The sequence below is a fragment of the Actomonas spartinae genome, from assembly GCF_051209155.1.
Classification (GTDB): Bacteria; Verrucomicrobiota; Verrucomicrobiia; order Opitutales; family Opitutaceae; genus Actomonas.
Genome location: NZ_JBPJGB010000002.1, coordinates 871311 through 886819 on the forward strand (window position 1 = coordinate 871311; position 15509 = coordinate 886819).

Sequence of the window (15509 nt, forward strand, 5' to 3'; positions counted from 1 at the left end):
GTGCATGTCCCTTCACCGGGATCTTACCCACCTGCTCAACTTCCATCCCGAACATGTCTTATACTCCCGCTGCCGTCGCAGGCCTGGCGATAACCCTCGCCGCCTCGCTCGCCGCGCAAAGCCCGCTCACCGAACGCGCTGCCTTGGAGCGCGCTTTGGAGGCCAATTTCGATCTTCAGGTTGAAACCCTCACGCCACAGATCGCGGCGGCCGAAATTCTGGTGGAGGAGGCGGCTTTTCTGCCCGTCGCCTTCGCCGAAGCCAATTATGAGGACAACCAAAAGTCCCAGAACTCAATCGACTTCGCCGCGCTGCAACAGCGCCTTTTCGAGGAGGAGAACGTGGTCATGCGGGGTGGTGTGGGCGGCAAGTTGCCGTGGGGCACGTCCTACGAGATCTCGCTGCAGCTCCGCGAACTCGACAATTCCGTCAATCGCGCCGGCTTGCCGAACGCACTCTTTTCGCCGGAGTTCGATGCTTTCGGCGGCCTGAACATCCGCCAGCCGCTGCTGCGCGGATTCGGCCGCGACGCCAATCTCGCCGACCTGCGTGTCGCGCGGGCCCAGCTCGTCATCTCCGAGCGCACCCGGGAGATCGCGGTCAACAACAAGTGCGTCGAGGTGCTCAACGCCTTCTACGATCTCGCCTACGCCGAAGCCAACGTGGCCGTGAAGCAGCGCGCCGTCGGCGTGGCCGATCAGTTCCTCGCCGAGACCAATCGTCGCCGTGAGCTCGGCATGCTCAGCCCGGTCGATGTTTCCGAAGCCAACGTGCGCGTGTCCGAGGCCAACGAGGAGCTCATCCAGGCCCGCGATTTCCTGCGCGAGCGCCAGCTCGAGATGGTCCGCCTGCTGGCCTTGCCGAGCGCCGCCGATGGTTCGACGCCGCGCCCGACGGTCTCGGCCGTGCTGCTCGACTCGGCGCCGGTGTTCGCGATGCGCGAGTTTTACCCGGCTGCCCTCGAGGCGCGACCCGACTACCTGCTCGCACAGGAGCGGGTGACCCAGGAAGGCGTGCGCAAAGCCGCCGCCCGCCGCGAAACCCTGCCGCAGCTCGACCTGCATTTTTCCTACGGCCTCTACGGCCTGGCCGGTGACTACAACGACGCGCTGGATCGCGCCTACTCGGCCGATGAGCCGCAGTGGAGCGGAGGCATCAGTCTGACCGTTCCCCTCAGCCTGCGCGAAGGCCGCGCCCGCAAGCAGTCCGCCGCGCTGCGCCTGCGCCAGGCCGAACTGCGTGTCGATCAACTCGAGCACAGCATCGCGCTGCAGGTGGAGAACGCGGTCAGCCGACTGGAGGTCCTGGGCCAGCGCCTCGAGACCGCCCGCAGTTCGGTGAAGTTCGCCGAGGAAGGCCTCCAGCTCGAACGCGCCCGGCTGGAAAATGGCCAGACCTCGGGTTTCGCCGTATCCGAATTACAACGACGTTTGGCCGATGCGCGCACCCGCGAACTCGCCGCCCGCGTCGACCTGACCAAGGCGGTGACCGAACTTTATTCCGTGAGCGGCCGCCTGCTGGATCATCACGGCATCGAGGTCACCACCACTGTCGAGGCGACGCGCTCTGGCCCGAACTTCATGGCGCCCTTCGACGCGCTGATGCGATGAGCGCCCTGTGGATAAGTCTATTTTTACAGGAGGAAACAGAGGTGAACAGAGCCTTCAGCCTGAGTTTTTCCCACACGAAGGTCGCGAAGATAGCAAAGGCAGTGGCGACAGGAGGGCTTGGCGTCCTTCGCGGTCTTGGTGTGACGTCGCGCGGTGGAGCGGCGCTGTTTACCTCTGTTTCCTCCTGTAAACGTTATTTCGCTTTGCTGGGGGGCCTATGGGGCGGTGTGAGCGCCATCGCCACGCCGGTGGAGGTGGTGCTCGAGCCGGTGCGTTCGATGGTGGTCAGCGCGCCGGTCGATGGTGTCATCGAATCGATGGCGGTCGACGAGGGCGACACCGTGGAAACCGGCGCGGCCTTGGTGACCTTGGTGCACGCCGCCGAAGACCTTGCCGTGGAGCGTGCGCGCGAGGTGTTGCGCAAGCGGGAGTTCGATTTCGCGGGCGTCGAACAACTCTTCCAAGACGACATGACCAGCGAAACCGAGAAGCTGGAAAAGGAGATCGAGCGCCGCGTGGCGGAGATTGATCTGGCCAATGCCCTCGAGCAGCGCGATCGGCGTCTCATCACGGCCGTGCATGACGGGGTCGTCACGGTGCGCCATCACGAGGCCGGCGAATACGTCGAACGCGGCGAACCGTTGCTTGGTCTGGTCGACGCGAGCGAGCTCGACGCCCGCTTCTACGTGCGGCCGGAGGAGGGACTGGAGCTTGCCGTTGGCGACACGGTTTGGATCCAGGTGCCCTTGGCCGAGGCCACCTTGCCCTGCCGCATCGTGTTTGTGGATCCCTTGATCGATCCGTCGAGCGGGCTCATGCGGGCGCGGGCGCGGATCGACAACGCCGATGGTCGCTTCAAGCCCGGCCTCCGCGGCTGGGTGAGCCTGGGGTCGGAGCAACCCACCTCGTGGCCGTGAAGCCGCTGAAACCTCTGGAATGGCTGGCGCCGGAAGCGGCGGCTGATGAACCGCAGTTTTGGCGCGAGTGGTTGCGCCTTGCGGCGCCGGCGCTCGACGCGACCTGCGTGATGATCGTGCGGCCGGCGGCGGGCACCCAGCCGCAGCGCACCCTGTTGCGCGCCGGCGAACAAACGCGCAACCTGCCGACCGAACTGATCGGCGCCGCGTTGCGTTCCACGCCATTGCAACTTACCTCACACGCGCTGGGTGGTGGCTCCTTCGCAGTCCGCCTGCCCTGGGACGATACCAGCGATGCGCCTCTGGTCGCGGTGGGCGAGGTGCGGGCATCGGCGTGGGGGAGCGACGGCCCGGATCAAGCTTGGCAGGATCGAGCGCTGTTGTGGGCGACGGCCGCCGGTCGGCGGCGCCGCAAACGTGATTTTGAGTCGACCCGGCAGCGCGCCGACGAGTTGGCCAACGCCTTGGAGCTCGCGGTGCTGGTGCGCGCGCAACCGAACTTCAAGGCGGCGGCGCTGGAGACCTGCAACCAGTTGGCCAGCCGGCACGGGGCCGACCGCGTCGTCCTGGGCTGGTGGCGCGAGCCTTACGTGAAGGTCGCGGCGGTGAGTCAGATGAATCAGGTCGAGCCGCACATGGCGGCGGTCGGTGCCACAGAGGCGGCAATGGAGGAGGCGATCGAGCAGGACGCCACACTGATCTGGCCGGAACCTCCGGTCCCGGAGGATGGACCGGCGGCGACCGAGATTCTGGCGCAGCATCAGGCCCTGAGTCGCGACCAAGGGTTTGCCCACCTTTGCACGCTGCCGCTGCGAGCCGGTGACGCGCTGGTGGGCGCGGTCACTTGGCATCGACAGGACGAGCCGTTCACGCCGCAGGAAGCGGCGGGTTTTGCGTTGGTGCTCGACGGCCTGGCGCCGCTGTTGGTGGAAAAGGAACGCGCCGAAGGCTGGTGGGGACGCCGGTTGAAGCGCGCCGCGGAGGAGGCGGCACGGCGCCATTGGAACCTATCGCACCCGTGGCCCAAACTGGCGGCGGTGGTCGGCGCGCTCACGCTGGCGGTGCTCGTGTTGGTGCGGGTGCCCTTGCGGGTCGAGGCCGAGTTCACGCTGCGGCCGGAGCGGCAAATGGTGTTCAGCGCGCCCTTTGACGGATTTATGGAAAGCATCGCCGTGGCGCCGGGCGATTTTGTGGAAACGGGTGAGGCGCTCTTTGCGCTCGACGGCACGGCGCTGCGCCTGGAGGAGGCCGAGCTGTTGGCCGACCTGAGTCGCTTTGCGCGCGAGCGGGAGCAGGCCGAGGCCAAGCGTGATCTCGCCGCGATGCGCGTCGCGGAGGCGCAGCGCGATCAGGTTCAGGCGCGGCTCGCGCGCCTGCGGCGGCAGATCGATCAAACCACCGCGACCGCGCCCTTTGCCGGCTTCGTCTTGGATGACGGCAACCTGAGCGAACGGCTTGGCGCGCCCGTGCGGCAGGGGGACGCGTTGTTGCGCTTCGCTCAGCTCGATGGGCTGTTTTTTGAGCTCGAGGTGCCGGAAGCGGATGCGCCGCTTATCGCGGTCGGCACGCCGGTCGAGGTCGGCTTTCGCAGTCGGCCCGACGAGACGGTGCAGGCCACGGTCACGCGCATCGAACCGGAAGCGGTGGTGCGGCCGGAAGGCGCGCGCTTCATCGTGCGCGCCACGGCCACCTCCGCGCTGCCCGATTGGTGGCGGCCCGGCATGACCGGTATCGGGAAACTCATTACGGAGAAGCGCAGTCTCCTCGACATCTTCACCCGCCGCCTCCGCGACTGGCTGCGCCTGCAGCTGTGGTGGTGAGCGCAATCGTTCCGATGAAGCGGATTCTACAGGAGGCAACAGAGGTGAACAGAGCCACTCCACCGCGGTTTATTTTACAGAAGGAAACGAAGGAAACAAAAGGGGGGGCGCGTTGGAGTGGCTTCGTTCCCTTCGTTTTCTTCTGTAAATATTCCTGCAGGCTGACGGCTCTGTTAACCTCTGTTGACTCCTGTAAAAACAAATCCCTGCAAGGAGGGCGTTGCTAGTGGCGGGGGGCGCTGGTTTGTTGAGTGATCGCTGGCACCTCGTGGCGGGGTTGCGGGTGGGGCTGCGGCCGGATTGCCCGGTGCGGCGGCAGTCGTTTCGGGGGCAGACGTGGATGGTGATCTCGGATCCGTTTTCCAACCGGCACTACCGGGTGCGGCCGGCGGCGTGGCGCTTCATCGCGCGGCTGAATCGGGCGGAGACGGTCGATGAGGTTTGGCAGCGGGTGATTGAGGACGACCCGGAGTCCGCGCCGGGGCAGCGGGAAGTGATCGAAGTGCTGACGCAGTTGCACGGGGCCAATCTCTTGGTGGCCGACGCCGCGCCCGAGACGTGGTCGATGGTCGAGCGCCGTCAGCGCGAGCAGCGCCGCATGGCCCGACAGCAATGGATGAACTTTCTCTTCCTGCGCGTTCCGCTCTTCGATCCGGATCCGATCCTCGAGCGCTTGCGTGGGCTGGGGCGCGTGTTGATCGGGCCGATCGGATTGCTGCTTTGGCTGGTCGTGGTGAGCTTGGGGGCCAAGGCGGTCATCGACCATTGGGATACTTTTCGGGAGCAAACCCAAGGGGTGTTGGCGCCGGGTAACCTCGTCTGGCTCTACGTGGTGTGGTCGCTGGTGAAGGTGGTGCATGAGCTCGGGCACGGCATGGTGACCAAACGCTACGGCGGCGAGGTGCGGTCGTGCGGCGTGATGCTGCTCGTCTTCACGCCGGTGCCGTTTGTTGACACCAGTGCGGCATGGGCTTTTCGCGCGCGGTGGCAACGCCTGCTGGTGGGAGGCGGAGGCATGCTCTTCGAGTTGTTTCTGGCCGGTGTGGCGGCGCTGGTCTGGGCGCGGGCGGGGGGCGAAGGCACGGTCGGCAACCTGGCCTACAATATCGTCTTTCTGGCGTCGGTTTCGACGACCCTGTTCAACGCCAATCCGCTGCTGCGTTTCGACGGCTACTACATTCTGGCAGATGCGGTCGGAGTGCCGAATTTGCAGCGGCAGGCGTTGTTGCAATGGCGCCGTTGGTTTGAGCGCTTGGGGCTGGGACTGGACGGACCACCGCCGGTGGCGCGCAGTCGGCGCGGCGCGGCCGCGCTGGGAGCTTTTGGCGCGGCCTGCGCGGGCTATCGGGTTTTTGTGCTGCTGGTGATCTGCGCCTTCATCGCGGGGCAGTTGTTTGAGGTTGGCTTTGTGATCGGGATCGTCGGGCTCGTGGTCTGGCTGGGCGGGCCGCTGGTGAAGTTTGGCCAATACCTCGTCAGCTCCCCGGCGACCGAGCGCCAACGCAAACGCGCCACGGCCTGGGCGGTCGCCTTGCCGGTCGTGGTGCTGGGCTTCCTCGCGCTGGTGCCGATGCCGCATGCCGTGCGGGCGCCGGGAGTGGTGACGGGAGCGCAAGTGAGTGATGTGTTTGCGGGAGTGGAGGGACGGATCGCCGAGGTGCTGGTGCCGAGTGGTGGGGAAGTGGCCGCAGGCCAGTTGTTGTTGCGCCTGGAAAACCCGGCCTTGCTCGATCTGCAACGCGAGCTGGCGGCCGTGCGGCGGGAAGTGGAGGCACGGCGTGCGTCGGCCTGGTCGCGTTTGCCGGCCGTGCTGCAGCCCTTGGACGAGAGGCTGCGTTCGATCGCCCAGCAGGAAGCCGAGGTCGCCGCGCAGCTCGCCGCGCTTGAAGTTGTCGCGCCGCAGGCGGGCGTATGGTCCGCGCCCAACTTGGAATGGCGGCTCGGGGCACGGGTGCCGCGCGGCACCCTGCTCGGTCGCCTGCGCTCGGGCGGTGCGTTGGTGTTTGAGGCCGTGGTGGCGCAACGCGACGTGGACCGCCTGACCCGCAGCCGCACCCAACACCCCGAGGTGCGGTTGCGCGGCAATGCCGGCGAAGCCTTGGCGACTGAACCGGGGGTGCTGCGACCGGCGGAAAGCCGGCGTTTGCCGTCCGCGGCGCTGGGCTGGCGGGCGGGTGGTGTGGTGCCGACTGATCCGAGTGACCCCGATGGTGAGCGGGCGCAGGAGCCGTTCTTTAGGCTGCGGGTGAAGCTGCCGGCGGACCGGGCGCCGGATCTGTTTCTGCGCACCGGGGTGCTGCGCGTGGGATTGGATTGGCAACCGTGGGGCGTGCAGGCGTGGCGGCGACTGCGGCAATTTGTGCAGGAGCGTTATGGTCGATGAGCTGCGGTTGCCCCGGCTGAAGCGTCCGGGGCCGGTGCCGAAGGGGCTGGAGGCAGTCCTGGAGCGTGTCGCCGGATGGTGGATACGATGGCGTGCCCGCCGGGTCGACCTGGCAGGAGAGGCGACCCGGATTCGCACCGCGACGCTGGCGTGGGACGGCGCGCGCAACGAAAAGTTGGATCTGGCCCTGCGGGAGGCGCGGCGGGCGTGGAGTCATCGTCGCACGCGCACGGCGACGGTGCGCGAAAAGGCCCTGGCGGCGATCGGCGCGGCGGCGGCGCGGGAGTTGGGATTGGTGCCGCATCGCGAGCAATTGATGGGCGTGCTGGGGCTGCAACGCGGGTGGTTGGTGGAAATGGCGACCGGCGAGGGCAAGACGCTCACGCTCGCGATGGCGGCGGTGCTCGCGGCCTGGCGAGGTCAACCGGTGCACCTGCTCACGGCTAACGACTACCTGGCGTCACGCGACGCCAAGACGTTGGCGCGGTTTTACGAGCGTTGCGGCGTGACGGTGGCGGCGGTGCTCGGGGAGGACGCCCCGGAGGCACGCCGGACGCGTTACCGGGCGCAGGTGGTCTACACGACGAGTCGCGAGTTGGTGGGTGATTTCCTGCGCGACCGCTTGCGGCTGGGGCGCCGGGTGACGGTGGAGGCCTGGCGGCCGTGGGTGCGGCGGCGGGGAGGGGGACGGCCGGTGGTCGTGCTGCCGCGGATACACACGGTGTTGGTGGATGAAGCCGATCAGGTGTTGGTCGACGAGGCGGTGACGCCGCTCATCATCAGCGTGCAGCGCGCCAATGACACCCTGAGCGAGCTGTGCCGGGGGGCGCTGGAGGAGGCGCGCGGGCTGCGAGCCGGGGTGGACTTCGATTTGGATGAGACGCGACGCGAGGCGAAGGTTGATCGGCGGGTGTCGGTCGGATCGGCGGCGGCGGGAAGTCAGGTGTTGTTACGGGTGCCGCGCTGGCGCGAGGAATGGCTGGGCAAGGCGCTGGTGGCCTTGCACGTGTATACGGCGGGCAAACACTACGTGGTGCAGCGGAACAAGATCGTGCTCATCGACGAGTCGACGGGGCGCACCATGCCGGACCGCAGCCTCGGCGAGGGCATGCATGCGTTATTGGAGGCCAAAGAAGGCGTCCCGGTGAGCGCGCCGACCGAAACGATGGCCAGCCTGAGTTTTCAGCGTTTTTTCCGCCAAGTGCCCCGACTCGCTGGCGTGACCGGCACGGCGATCGACGCGGCGGCGGAGTTTTGGAATCTCTACCGCCTTCCGGTGGTGGCGATTCCGACCCACCGACCGGTGCGGCGACAGGTGAAACCCTTGCGGGGATTCGTCGATGAGGCCGCGAAGTGGCGGCATGTCGCGCAGCGGGTGAAGGCCTGTCGGGAGGGTGGTCAGGCGGTGTTGATCGGCACGCGCACGGTGGCGGCGAGCGAAGCCTTGGCCGAGGTGCTGCGAGAGGAGGGCGTGCGGTTTACTTTGCTCAATGCGGTGCGCAGCGAGCATGAGGCCGAGGTCATCGCGGCGGCGGGTAGTTTGGGGCAGGTCACCATCGCGACCAACATGGCGGGGCGGGGCACCGACATCGTGCCGAGCGACGAGGTCTTGGCGGTGGGTGGGCTGCGGGTGATCGCCACCGAGCGGCACGAGTCGAGCCGGGTGGACCGACAACTCTTCGGACGGTGCGCCCGGCAGGGACAACGCGGTGTGGTTGAGCCGCTCGCCAGCTGGGAGGACGAGGTGCTGCGGCATCATTTGCCGGGCTGGTGGCGGCAGCAGGGTGCGGCGTTTGGTGGCGTGCGAGCGGTGCTGCGGCTGAGCCTCGCCGTCGCCCAGTGGCGGGCCGGCCGACGTGATGCGAAGCGGCGGCTGGCGGTGTTGCGCCATGATCAATGGCTCGATGAGAACCTGAGTCTCGGCGGTGCCGGCCCGACTCGCCGTGATCGCCCGCGGTGGCCAACGCCTGCGCCGCTCCCGGGCAAGGCGGCGGTCTAAAGCGGGTTACACAACCGGACTTTGTTTGGACCGGAGCGCATTCCTCTGGCGATCATCGCCGAGGGCTCTAGGGTGCCCCTGATGTCTGATCCGGAACCGATCATCGAATTGGAGCCGCGCAACCCGTTCTCGTGGCGCGTGGTGATTGCCTTTGTGGTCGCGTGGTTGATGGCGCTGGGAGCCGCCTTGCTGCTCAAGAACGCCATGGTGCGTCTGCTCCTGCCACTCATCGCCACGATCTTCGTGGTCTACGTCGGCGTGTGCACCCTCGTGTTCCTGAAGAACCGCAGACGATAATTTCCAAAATATGAAACAAACCCTGTCCCTCGTTGCCACCGGCGTCATCGTCGTCGTGCTTATTCTAGCCAGCATCTTCATCGTCGATATCGAGACGGTGGAGGGCAATCAACTCGGCGTGAAGGAGACGTGGTCGGGCGGTGTATTGCCCGATCCGCTACAGCCGAAGACCTATGTGCTTTTTCCCGGCTTCACCCAAAAAGTATTCCTCTACGACATGTCGTCGCAGGTCTTCGTGATGAATGACCAATCCAACGACACTTACGGCGAAGGCCGCCGGCGCGACAGCTACCTTGTCCAGTCTTCCGAAGGTCAGGACATGCGCATCTCGCTCAACATTCGCTGGCGGCGTGACCCCGCCCACATCGTCGACCTGCACAAGACCGTGCGCGAGAATGTGGAGGAAAAGATTCTGCGCCCCGAACTCATGCGCGTGGTGAAGGATCAGGCCACCACGCGATCCGCCCTCGATGCCTATTCCGGCGAGGGGCTGGTGTCCCTGCAGAGTGACATCTCCACCGCCTTGATGGCCCCTGAGGCCGAACTGCGCAAACGCGGTGTCATTGTGGAAAATTTTGTGATCGAGCACATCGGACTCGACCCGTCCTATGTCGAACAGATCAAAGCCCGCCAAGTCGCGGTCCAGGCCCGCCTGCGCGCGATCGAAGAAACCAAGGCCGCTGAAGCCATGGCCGAGCAGGCCAAGGCCGAGGCACAGGCCGCCTACGAGCGAGCGGTGGTCGACGCCCAGCGCGACAAGGACGTGGGTGTGCTTGAGGCTGAGAAGAAGGCGCAACAGCAGGTGCTCGACGCTGGCGCCGCGGCCCAGCGGGTGGAACTCGCTGCCAAGGCCGACAAGAACCGCAATGTGCTCGCCGCCCAAGGTGAGCAGGAGGCCGCGCTCCTGCGTGCGCAGGCCATCAAAGCCCTGGGTGAAGCCGAAGCCGAGGCGACCCGTTTGAAGCTGAGCGCCTATTCGGCCGAAGGTTCAGAGGCCTTCGTGCGCATCGAGGTGGCCAAGTCGATGAGCTCCGCCTTCCAGAATATCGACGGTTACCTGCCGCAGGACATGACGGTGAACCTGCTCAGCGATTCCTTCCTGCGCGCGGTGGAGTCGGTCGTCGGTGGCAAGGCCGCAGCCGATCCGGTGCCGATGCGCGCTCTGCCGAATCGCTGATCCCGAGCGGCACCACCACCGCCTGCCCAAGCCACCGCGACATCGCGGTGGCTTTTTGCGCCCCGGTGCAGAACCGGTTCACGGTATGATTTCTGGCGATGCGGTTGACCCTAAGCCGGTAAGCGTGCTGTTTTGCGGGCGTCCAGCCTTCTTCTTCCGCCCAACCTCAACTCCTGCTTGCTGTGAATAAACTGACCCAACGTCTCACCGTCGCCGCCCTCTGTCTGAGCGCGCCGTTTGCCGCCTTTGGCAACCACCACGAAGAAGCGGCCGTGCCGCTCACCAACCGGATCATCGTTGGCAGCCTCTCTGGCGCGGCCGACAAGATGGTCCAGCTCGCCAACGCGATTCCGGAAGACAAATACGACTGGTCGCCCGCCGAAGGTGTCGCGACCGTCCGTGGCGTGCTGAGCCACGTTTCCGGCGCCAACTACTACATCGGCAGCATGCTCGGCGCGAAGATGCCGGAAGGCGTCAATCCGCAGGCGATCGGCGAGGGCGCCGACAAGGCGGCCCTGATCGCCGCCTACCAGGCCTCGATCGAGTTCGCCAAAATGGCGATTTCCAAGGCGTCCGCCGAAGCGATGGCCGAGGAGATCGAATTCTGGGGCACCAAAGCCCCGCGCGCTCAGCTCGCCATGATCGTGGCCGATCACGGCCATGAGCACCTGGGCCAGATGATCGCCTACGCGCGTTCCAATGGTGTTGTGCCGCCTTGGAGCCAATAGGATCGATCCCGGATTCCACCTTCGTTTTCCGCCGCACCCATGGAGGGTGCGGCTTTTTTGCGCCGCTCGGCAGGATGGAGCAGTGCAATGCGAAACGCCCGGTTGCCTTGTCTGGCATCGTGCAGGATGCCCGAATAGCGCCGGAGGGAGATGGGCGTTAATTCTATAAAAAGCTAATAGGCAGAGTTTAAAGCAAGCTTGGTTCAGTTGGCACGCCGTTGGCGTCAAGGGGAGGCAAACCCATCCAAGCTATGAAGAAACTGTTCCCTCTCCTCCTGTTCGTGATCGGCCTCGTGCTGGTCTACTTCGGTCTCGAAGCCTCCGATTCGTTCGGCTCGGCCGTATCGGAAGTCGTGAACGACGCGCCTTCCAACAAGAGCATCGTCTTGCTGGCGGTGGGCGCCCTTGCCGCGGTGGGCGGCTTCGTCGGATTCGCGCGCTCTTCGACTTGATGCGTGATCGCCACCGATCGCGCCTGACCTCATTTCTCTCCCGCAAACCACAACCTGTATCCATAATAATAATACAATGAAAGCCAAGAAGCCCGATATCGAAACCGCCACCGCCGAACTCCGCTCCCTCATGCAGGAAGCCGAGGTCCTTCTCGCCGAAAAGGGCGGTGAAGCGGACACGAAAGCCGCTCAACTCACCGAGCGATTCAACCACCTTGTCGACGTTGGTCGCGAGCGCGCCGTCAAGGCCAAGGAAGTCGCGCAGGAGCAGTTGCACCAATGTGATGACTACGTCCGCAGCCACCCGTATCACGCCGTCGGCATTGCCGCCGGAGTGGGCGCGCTCATCGGCCTGATTGCCTCGAATCGCCGCACGGCCTGAGGTCGGTGATGTCAGCAACCGCGCAGACTCCGCCCCGCGTTTCCGCCACTGCCCGCCGCACGATGTGGCGGGCGGTGGAAAACCGCGGGCGACTGGCCGGACTCGAGCTGGTTGAAGCTCGAGGCCGGCTGTTTGCTGCGTGGTGGGGCAGCACGGTCGTTTTGTTGGGCATCCAGCTCGTCTTGGCGGCCGGATTGATCGCTCTGGTCGCGGCAACCTGGGATACCGATTGGCGGGTGGCCGCCCCGGCGATGGCGGGCGGCGTTCTTGCCGTGGTGACCTTGGTGACAGGGATGGTGGCGTGGAAGCGATGGCAGGCGTGGGCCCCGTTTGCGGAAACGCAGCGGCAACTCGCGCAGGACCTTGAATTGATCAAAGCCGAATTTGCCGCGGCAAACGACACTGTGGGGGAGGACGCCTCATCGACGGACGAGCAAGCAAGCCCGGGAGGAAACCCCTATGGAGTCTGAATTGAACGCAGAAAAGCGTCGGCTGGTGCTCGAGTGCACGTGTGACCGGATGAGCTGGAAAGTGCGGCGCCTGCGCGCCGAACGGCGCGCCGCCACTTCGATCGGGACGGATGTGTTGTTTTGGGCCAGGCAGATCAATCAGGTCGCCGGACCCTGGTTGCCACGCTGGTGGCGAACCGGCTACGCGGTGCTGAGCCGCTTCGGGCGGTAGGCGCAAGCGGTCGGCTGGCGGAGAGGCAGGGGACACAGACAGGAATGTCTGTGCTAGGTCGTTGGGCATCGTGCGGGCGAGTTATGCCTCCGGTAGCAGGCCGGCTTCCGTTTCGCCGTTGGTGAAGCGGATGGATTTGAACCCGGGCAACTCGATGCGGCGCAGGGGGGCATCGGCGTGCCATGCGGTGTCCAGGTTTACGCGCCAACCGTGGCCGGATTTTCCGCGGATGAAACGAACCGTGACCGGGCCCCAGCGCGTTGCGGTGGGACCGTAGCTGAGTTCATCGGTTTCGGTCTGTTCAAACCACGCTTTGGGTAGGCCGGCGCCGATCACAAGGTGGTCATCCTCTTCGCGCACGAAGAGGGCGCGCATCATGAGCAGCCATTCGGCAGCCGCCCAGGCGTGTTGACCATCACCCATGCAGCCGCCGCCGGTGTGGGGGTGAATCGCTTCCGGCCATTGACCGGTTGGCGAAGCGGCGTCGGCTACGGCTTGCACGATTTCGAGATATCGGTCGTCGCCGTGCCGGAGCAGGGTTTGGGCAAGGTCGAGTGAAAGGTAGGCGTTGATGCCGGAATGGATCATGTCCTGAAAGAAGCCTCCGTGATGGCGACAGTTGCGGGTCAGCCAATCAGCGGTGCGAGTGAAGAGCTCCGGGCCGAGCTCATCCAACTGCAGCGGATAGTCGCCGACCATGGTGCCGATCGCGCCGGAATCCATGCGGCGATAGGGGGAGGCGGGCACACCGTGGCGGGTCACGTCGGCAGGCAGCGTGCGCATGCTGCGCTGCAGCGCATGGGCGAGGTCGTTCGCCTCTTCGGTCCAGGTCTGGGCGGCGGTGGTTTCGCCGCGGCGGGTCGCCATGCGGGCCGCTGAGCGCAAACCGGCGAGGGCCCAAAGGTCGTCCCAATAGTAATAATCGTTGGGGCCGAGGTGTTCGGCGCTGAACCCCGGTGGCAGCAACCCGTCGTGGGGTTCACCGGTGGCGTGAACACGCTTCAGCCGCACCCAATCGGCGCCGCGGGCGAGGTCTTTCCACAAGCTCTGCGGCAGCAGGTGGCCTCCGGTTTGCTCAACGCGATCGGCGATCCACAGCACCTGACCGTTGGCATCCCATTCCCCTTCCTGAGAGTGAAAGTAACCGTCGCTCTTTTGGCGGGTCGGGAAGGCGGAGAGCACCTCGCGGGCGCGCTCCACTTCGTTGGCGGCGAGGAGGGCGTTGAGGATGAGGCAGGCGTCGCGAAACCAAAAGCGGCGGTAGGTGTAGGGGCCGGGGTAGATTTCGTGCGGTGAGAGCAGGTGTAGCGTGCGCAGCGCGGCGTCGTGCAGAAAGTTCCAGTGAGTTTCGGGAGTCTGAATACGTGGGGATCCACGCAGCGCTTCGGCCCAGGTGAGCGTCGATTGAGCCGCGACTTCGGCGGCGTCGGAGGCACGTTTTGAGCGATGGGCGGTGCGGTCCTCGGTCGGCAAGGCCATCTCGGCGGATACGGTGGTGTTGGTCTCGGGTGAGACGGGAAACAGGGCCGCACCGGTGGCCAGGCCTGCCGGGCAAACCGTGGTGGCCGGAGCCGGGACGGCCTCGTCGATGGTGACGCCCGCGATGTCACCGCGTTTGTAGTCCGAGGCGATCCAGCGGGGCGTTTCCGACCAGCGGAGCGCAGGCGCGCCGTTCACCCGCAGTTCGCCGTCATGAAAGGCGAGTTCATCGACAAAACTGATGCCCTCCGGATTGACCGGGCGAATGACGCAGGCGAGGAACCCCGCTTGGGGCGACCGCAAGGAGGCTTGCAGGCGCAAGCGCGGCGCGGTTTCGGTGGCGGAGGGCGTTTGGACGCTGGCCCGCGACTCGAGCTCGAGGCCGTGCTCGTCTGCGGTGCTGGTCACCACCTCCAGGTTTGGGTCGAGCCGGAGCTCTTGGACGCCCTGCTTCTGACGCGAGGGGAAGTGCGGCGGGATGGAGGTGGAGGCGGAAGGCAGGAACCACCAGTCGATGGACCAGCCATCGAGGATGGGGGTGACCATACCGCGTGGGTCGATGATCGGGTATTGGTCCATGCCGGGCAGACCGACCGCGGTCCAGTTGCGGTGGGTGAGGTTGACGTGCGTAAAGGAGAAGGCGCGCGGCAGGAAGGCGGGGTCGGCCGGGTCAAACTGCCGACTGGCCCAAAACGGCCACACCCAGTCGAGGTTGTTTTGCAGAACCTTGGTATTGACCAATCCGCGGGCATGAAAAGCCACGCCGGCGCGGATGAGTTCGATGGGTTCTTGAACCTCGGAGGGTTGGGAAAATTGGCGAAGTCGAGCCAGCACGGCGACGGGATCGAGAAACCCGCGTCGACGAGCGAGGCGACGAATCAGGAAGCGCCAGGGGAGCCAGGAAGACATCGGTAGGTCGAGACGTGTGAGGTTGGATTTGCGGCGAGGGGAACGGCGGCGGGCGTGGGAGGCGGGCAGCATGGAGCCGGGTCGACCTGCTTGGGTCGCCCGGCCCTGGTGAAGCGGAAACGAAGTGCGCGGGTGGGCGGACTTCGGGAGTCGAGCCGTGCGAGTGATTAGCTCTGCAGCTTGTCGGCGAGGTCCTCGTAGGCCTCCCGGACGTTTTCCCACGCGACCGCGACGCGGTCCTTGGTCTCGTCCCAGGTGTCGGCCGTGGCATCACCGAGGTCTTCGAGGGAGTCGGCGAGTTCGGAACGGGCCTCGCGGAGGTTGTCCATGCCGTCGTTCCATTCGTCGGCCATCTCATCGGAGACTTCGTCGGACTTGGCGGCGAGGGCATCGGTCTTGTCGTCGATGGCGTCGGCCATGTTGCTCATGCCGTCCTTGAAGGATTCGCGCTGAGCGTAGGTGGCATCGGCGATGTCGTTCCATGTTTCGGCGGTGGCGGACTTGGCATCCTGCCACGCTTCGGCGCTGGCTTCCTTGGCGTCGGCGACGGTGTCCTTCATGTCGGACTGCTGCTTTTCGGAACAGGCGGAGAACAAAAGGGCGACGGAGCCGAGGGTGATGGCCGGGAGAATGGTTTTGCGGTATTTCATGTGCTTAAATGGGTCGTGGTTTCGA

At 65.7% G+C, this 15509-nt stretch carries 14 protein-coding genes; 12 read left to right on the top strand and 2 right to left on the bottom strand.

Annotated elements, in window-relative coordinates:
• Positions 1–155: 155 nt before the first annotated feature.
• The 12 genes from AC0MRV_RS11205 to AC0MRV_RS11260 all read left to right on the top strand — a co-directional run bounded on the left by AC0MRV_RS11205 (position 156) and on the right by AC0MRV_RS11260 (position 12446).
• Complete coding sequence (locus AC0MRV_RS11205) at positions 156–1610, top strand: TolC family protein (RefSeq protein ID WP_472765300.1); 1455 nt, start codon at positions 156–158, stop codon at positions 1608–1610.
• 227 nt (positions 1611–1837) lie between these two features.
• A complete protein-coding gene (locus AC0MRV_RS11210) occupies positions 1838–2527 on the top strand; it encodes an efflux RND transporter periplasmic adaptor subunit (protein ID WP_472764557.1) in 690 nt (229 codons plus the stop codon).
• Positions 2524–4347: an efflux RND transporter periplasmic adaptor subunit gene (locus AC0MRV_RS11215; protein ID WP_472764558.1), complete on the top strand. Its 1824-nt coding sequence runs from the start codon at positions 2524–2526 to the stop codon at positions 4345–4347. Before AC0MRV_RS11210 ends, AC0MRV_RS11215 begins: the two co-directional genes overlap by 4 nt.
• Before the next feature lie 247 nt (positions 4348–4594).
• Positions 4595–6730, top strand: a complete 2136-nt coding sequence (locus AC0MRV_RS11220; RefSeq protein ID WP_472764559.1) for a hypothetical protein — start codon at positions 4595–4597, stop codon at positions 6728–6730.
• The gene (locus AC0MRV_RS11225) at positions 6720–8729 is read left to right on the top strand and encodes a preprotein translocase subunit SecA (RefSeq protein ID WP_472764560.1); all 2010 of its coding nucleotides are present in this window, start codon (positions 6720–6722) and stop codon (positions 8727–8729) included. Before AC0MRV_RS11220 ends, AC0MRV_RS11225 begins: the two co-directional genes overlap by 11 nt.
• A gap of 81 nt (positions 8730–8810) precedes the next feature.
• Entirely contained in the window at positions 8811–9026 is a 216-nt protein-coding gene (locus AC0MRV_RS11230; protein ID WP_472764561.1) for a hypothetical protein, read from the top strand.
• Positions 9027–9036: 10 nt separating this feature from the next.
• Entirely contained in the window at positions 9037–10203 is a 1167-nt protein-coding gene (locus tag AC0MRV_RS11235; protein WP_472764562.1) for an SPFH domain-containing protein, read from the top strand.
• Positions 10204–10385: 182 nt separating this feature from the next.
• Entirely contained in the window at positions 10386–10931 is a 546-nt protein-coding gene (locus AC0MRV_RS11240) for a DinB family protein (RefSeq protein ID WP_472764563.1), read from the top strand.
• Between the two features lie 251 nt (positions 10932–11182).
• Complete coding sequence (locus tag AC0MRV_RS11245; protein WP_472764564.1) at positions 11183–11383, top strand: DUF3185 family protein; 201 nt, start codon at positions 11183–11185, stop codon at positions 11381–11383.
• A gap of 76 nt (positions 11384–11459) precedes the next feature.
• Positions 11460–11765: an ElaB/YgaM/YqjD family protein gene (locus AC0MRV_RS11250; protein ID WP_472764565.1), complete on the top strand. Its 306-nt coding sequence runs from the start codon at positions 11460–11462 to the stop codon at positions 11763–11765.
• Between the two features lie 8 nt (positions 11766–11773).
• Positions 11774–12235: a phage holin family protein gene (locus AC0MRV_RS11255; RefSeq protein WP_472764566.1), complete on the top strand. Its 462-nt coding sequence runs from the start codon at positions 11774–11776 to the stop codon at positions 12233–12235.
• A 1-nt stretch (position 12236) separates the two neighbouring features.
• On the top strand, positions 12237–12446 hold the full coding sequence (locus AC0MRV_RS11260) for a hypothetical protein (RefSeq protein ID WP_472764567.1): 210 nt from the start codon (positions 12237–12239) through the stop codon (positions 12444–12446).
• Positions 12447–12527: 81 nt separating this feature from the next.
• On the opposite strand, the gene AC0MRV_RS11265 is transcribed toward AC0MRV_RS11260, so the two are convergent.
• The gene (locus AC0MRV_RS11265) at positions 12528–14834 is read right to left on the bottom strand and encodes a glucosidase family protein (RefSeq protein ID WP_472764568.1); all 2307 of its coding nucleotides are present in this window, start codon (positions 14832–14834) and stop codon (positions 12528–12530) included.
• A gap of 167 nt (positions 14835–15001) precedes the next feature.
• Entirely contained in the window at positions 15002–15484 is a 483-nt protein-coding gene (locus tag AC0MRV_RS11270; protein WP_472764569.1) for a sll1863 family stress response protein, read from the bottom strand.
• Positions 15485–15509: the final 25 nt, after the last annotated feature.

Bases quoted from the DNA above. Each gene is read 5' to 3' on its own strand.
- AC0MRV_RS11225 (WP_472764560.1), top strand. From the start codon at position 6,720: ATGGTCGATGAGCTGCGGTTGCCCCGGCTGAAGCGTCCGGGGCCGGTG.
- AC0MRV_RS11230 (WP_472764561.1), top strand. From the start codon at position 8,811: ATGTCTGATCCGGAACCGATCATCGAATTGGAGCCGCGCAACCCGTTC.
- AC0MRV_RS11235 (WP_472764562.1), top strand. From the start codon at position 9,037: ATGAAACAAACCCTGTCCCTCGTTGCCACCGGCGTCATCGTCGTCGTG.
- AC0MRV_RS11245 (WP_472764564.1), top strand. From the start codon at position 11,183: ATGAAGAAACTGTTCCCTCTCCTCCTGTTCGTGATCGGCCTCGTGCTG.
- AC0MRV_RS11250 (WP_472764565.1), top strand. From the start codon at position 11,460: ATGAAAGCCAAGAAGCCCGATATCGAAACCGCCACCGCCGAACTCCGC.
- AC0MRV_RS11255 (WP_472764566.1), top strand. From the start codon at position 11,774: ATGTCAGCAACCGCGCAGACTCCGCCCCGCGTTTCCGCCACTGCCCGC.
- AC0MRV_RS11265 (WP_472764568.1), bottom strand. From the start codon at position 14,834: ATGTCTTCCTGGCTCCCCTGGCGCTTCCTGATTCGTCGCCTCGCTCGT.
- AC0MRV_RS11270 (WP_472764569.1), bottom strand. From the start codon at position 15,484: ATGAAATACCGCAAAACCATTCTCCCGGCCATCACCCTCGGCTCCGTC.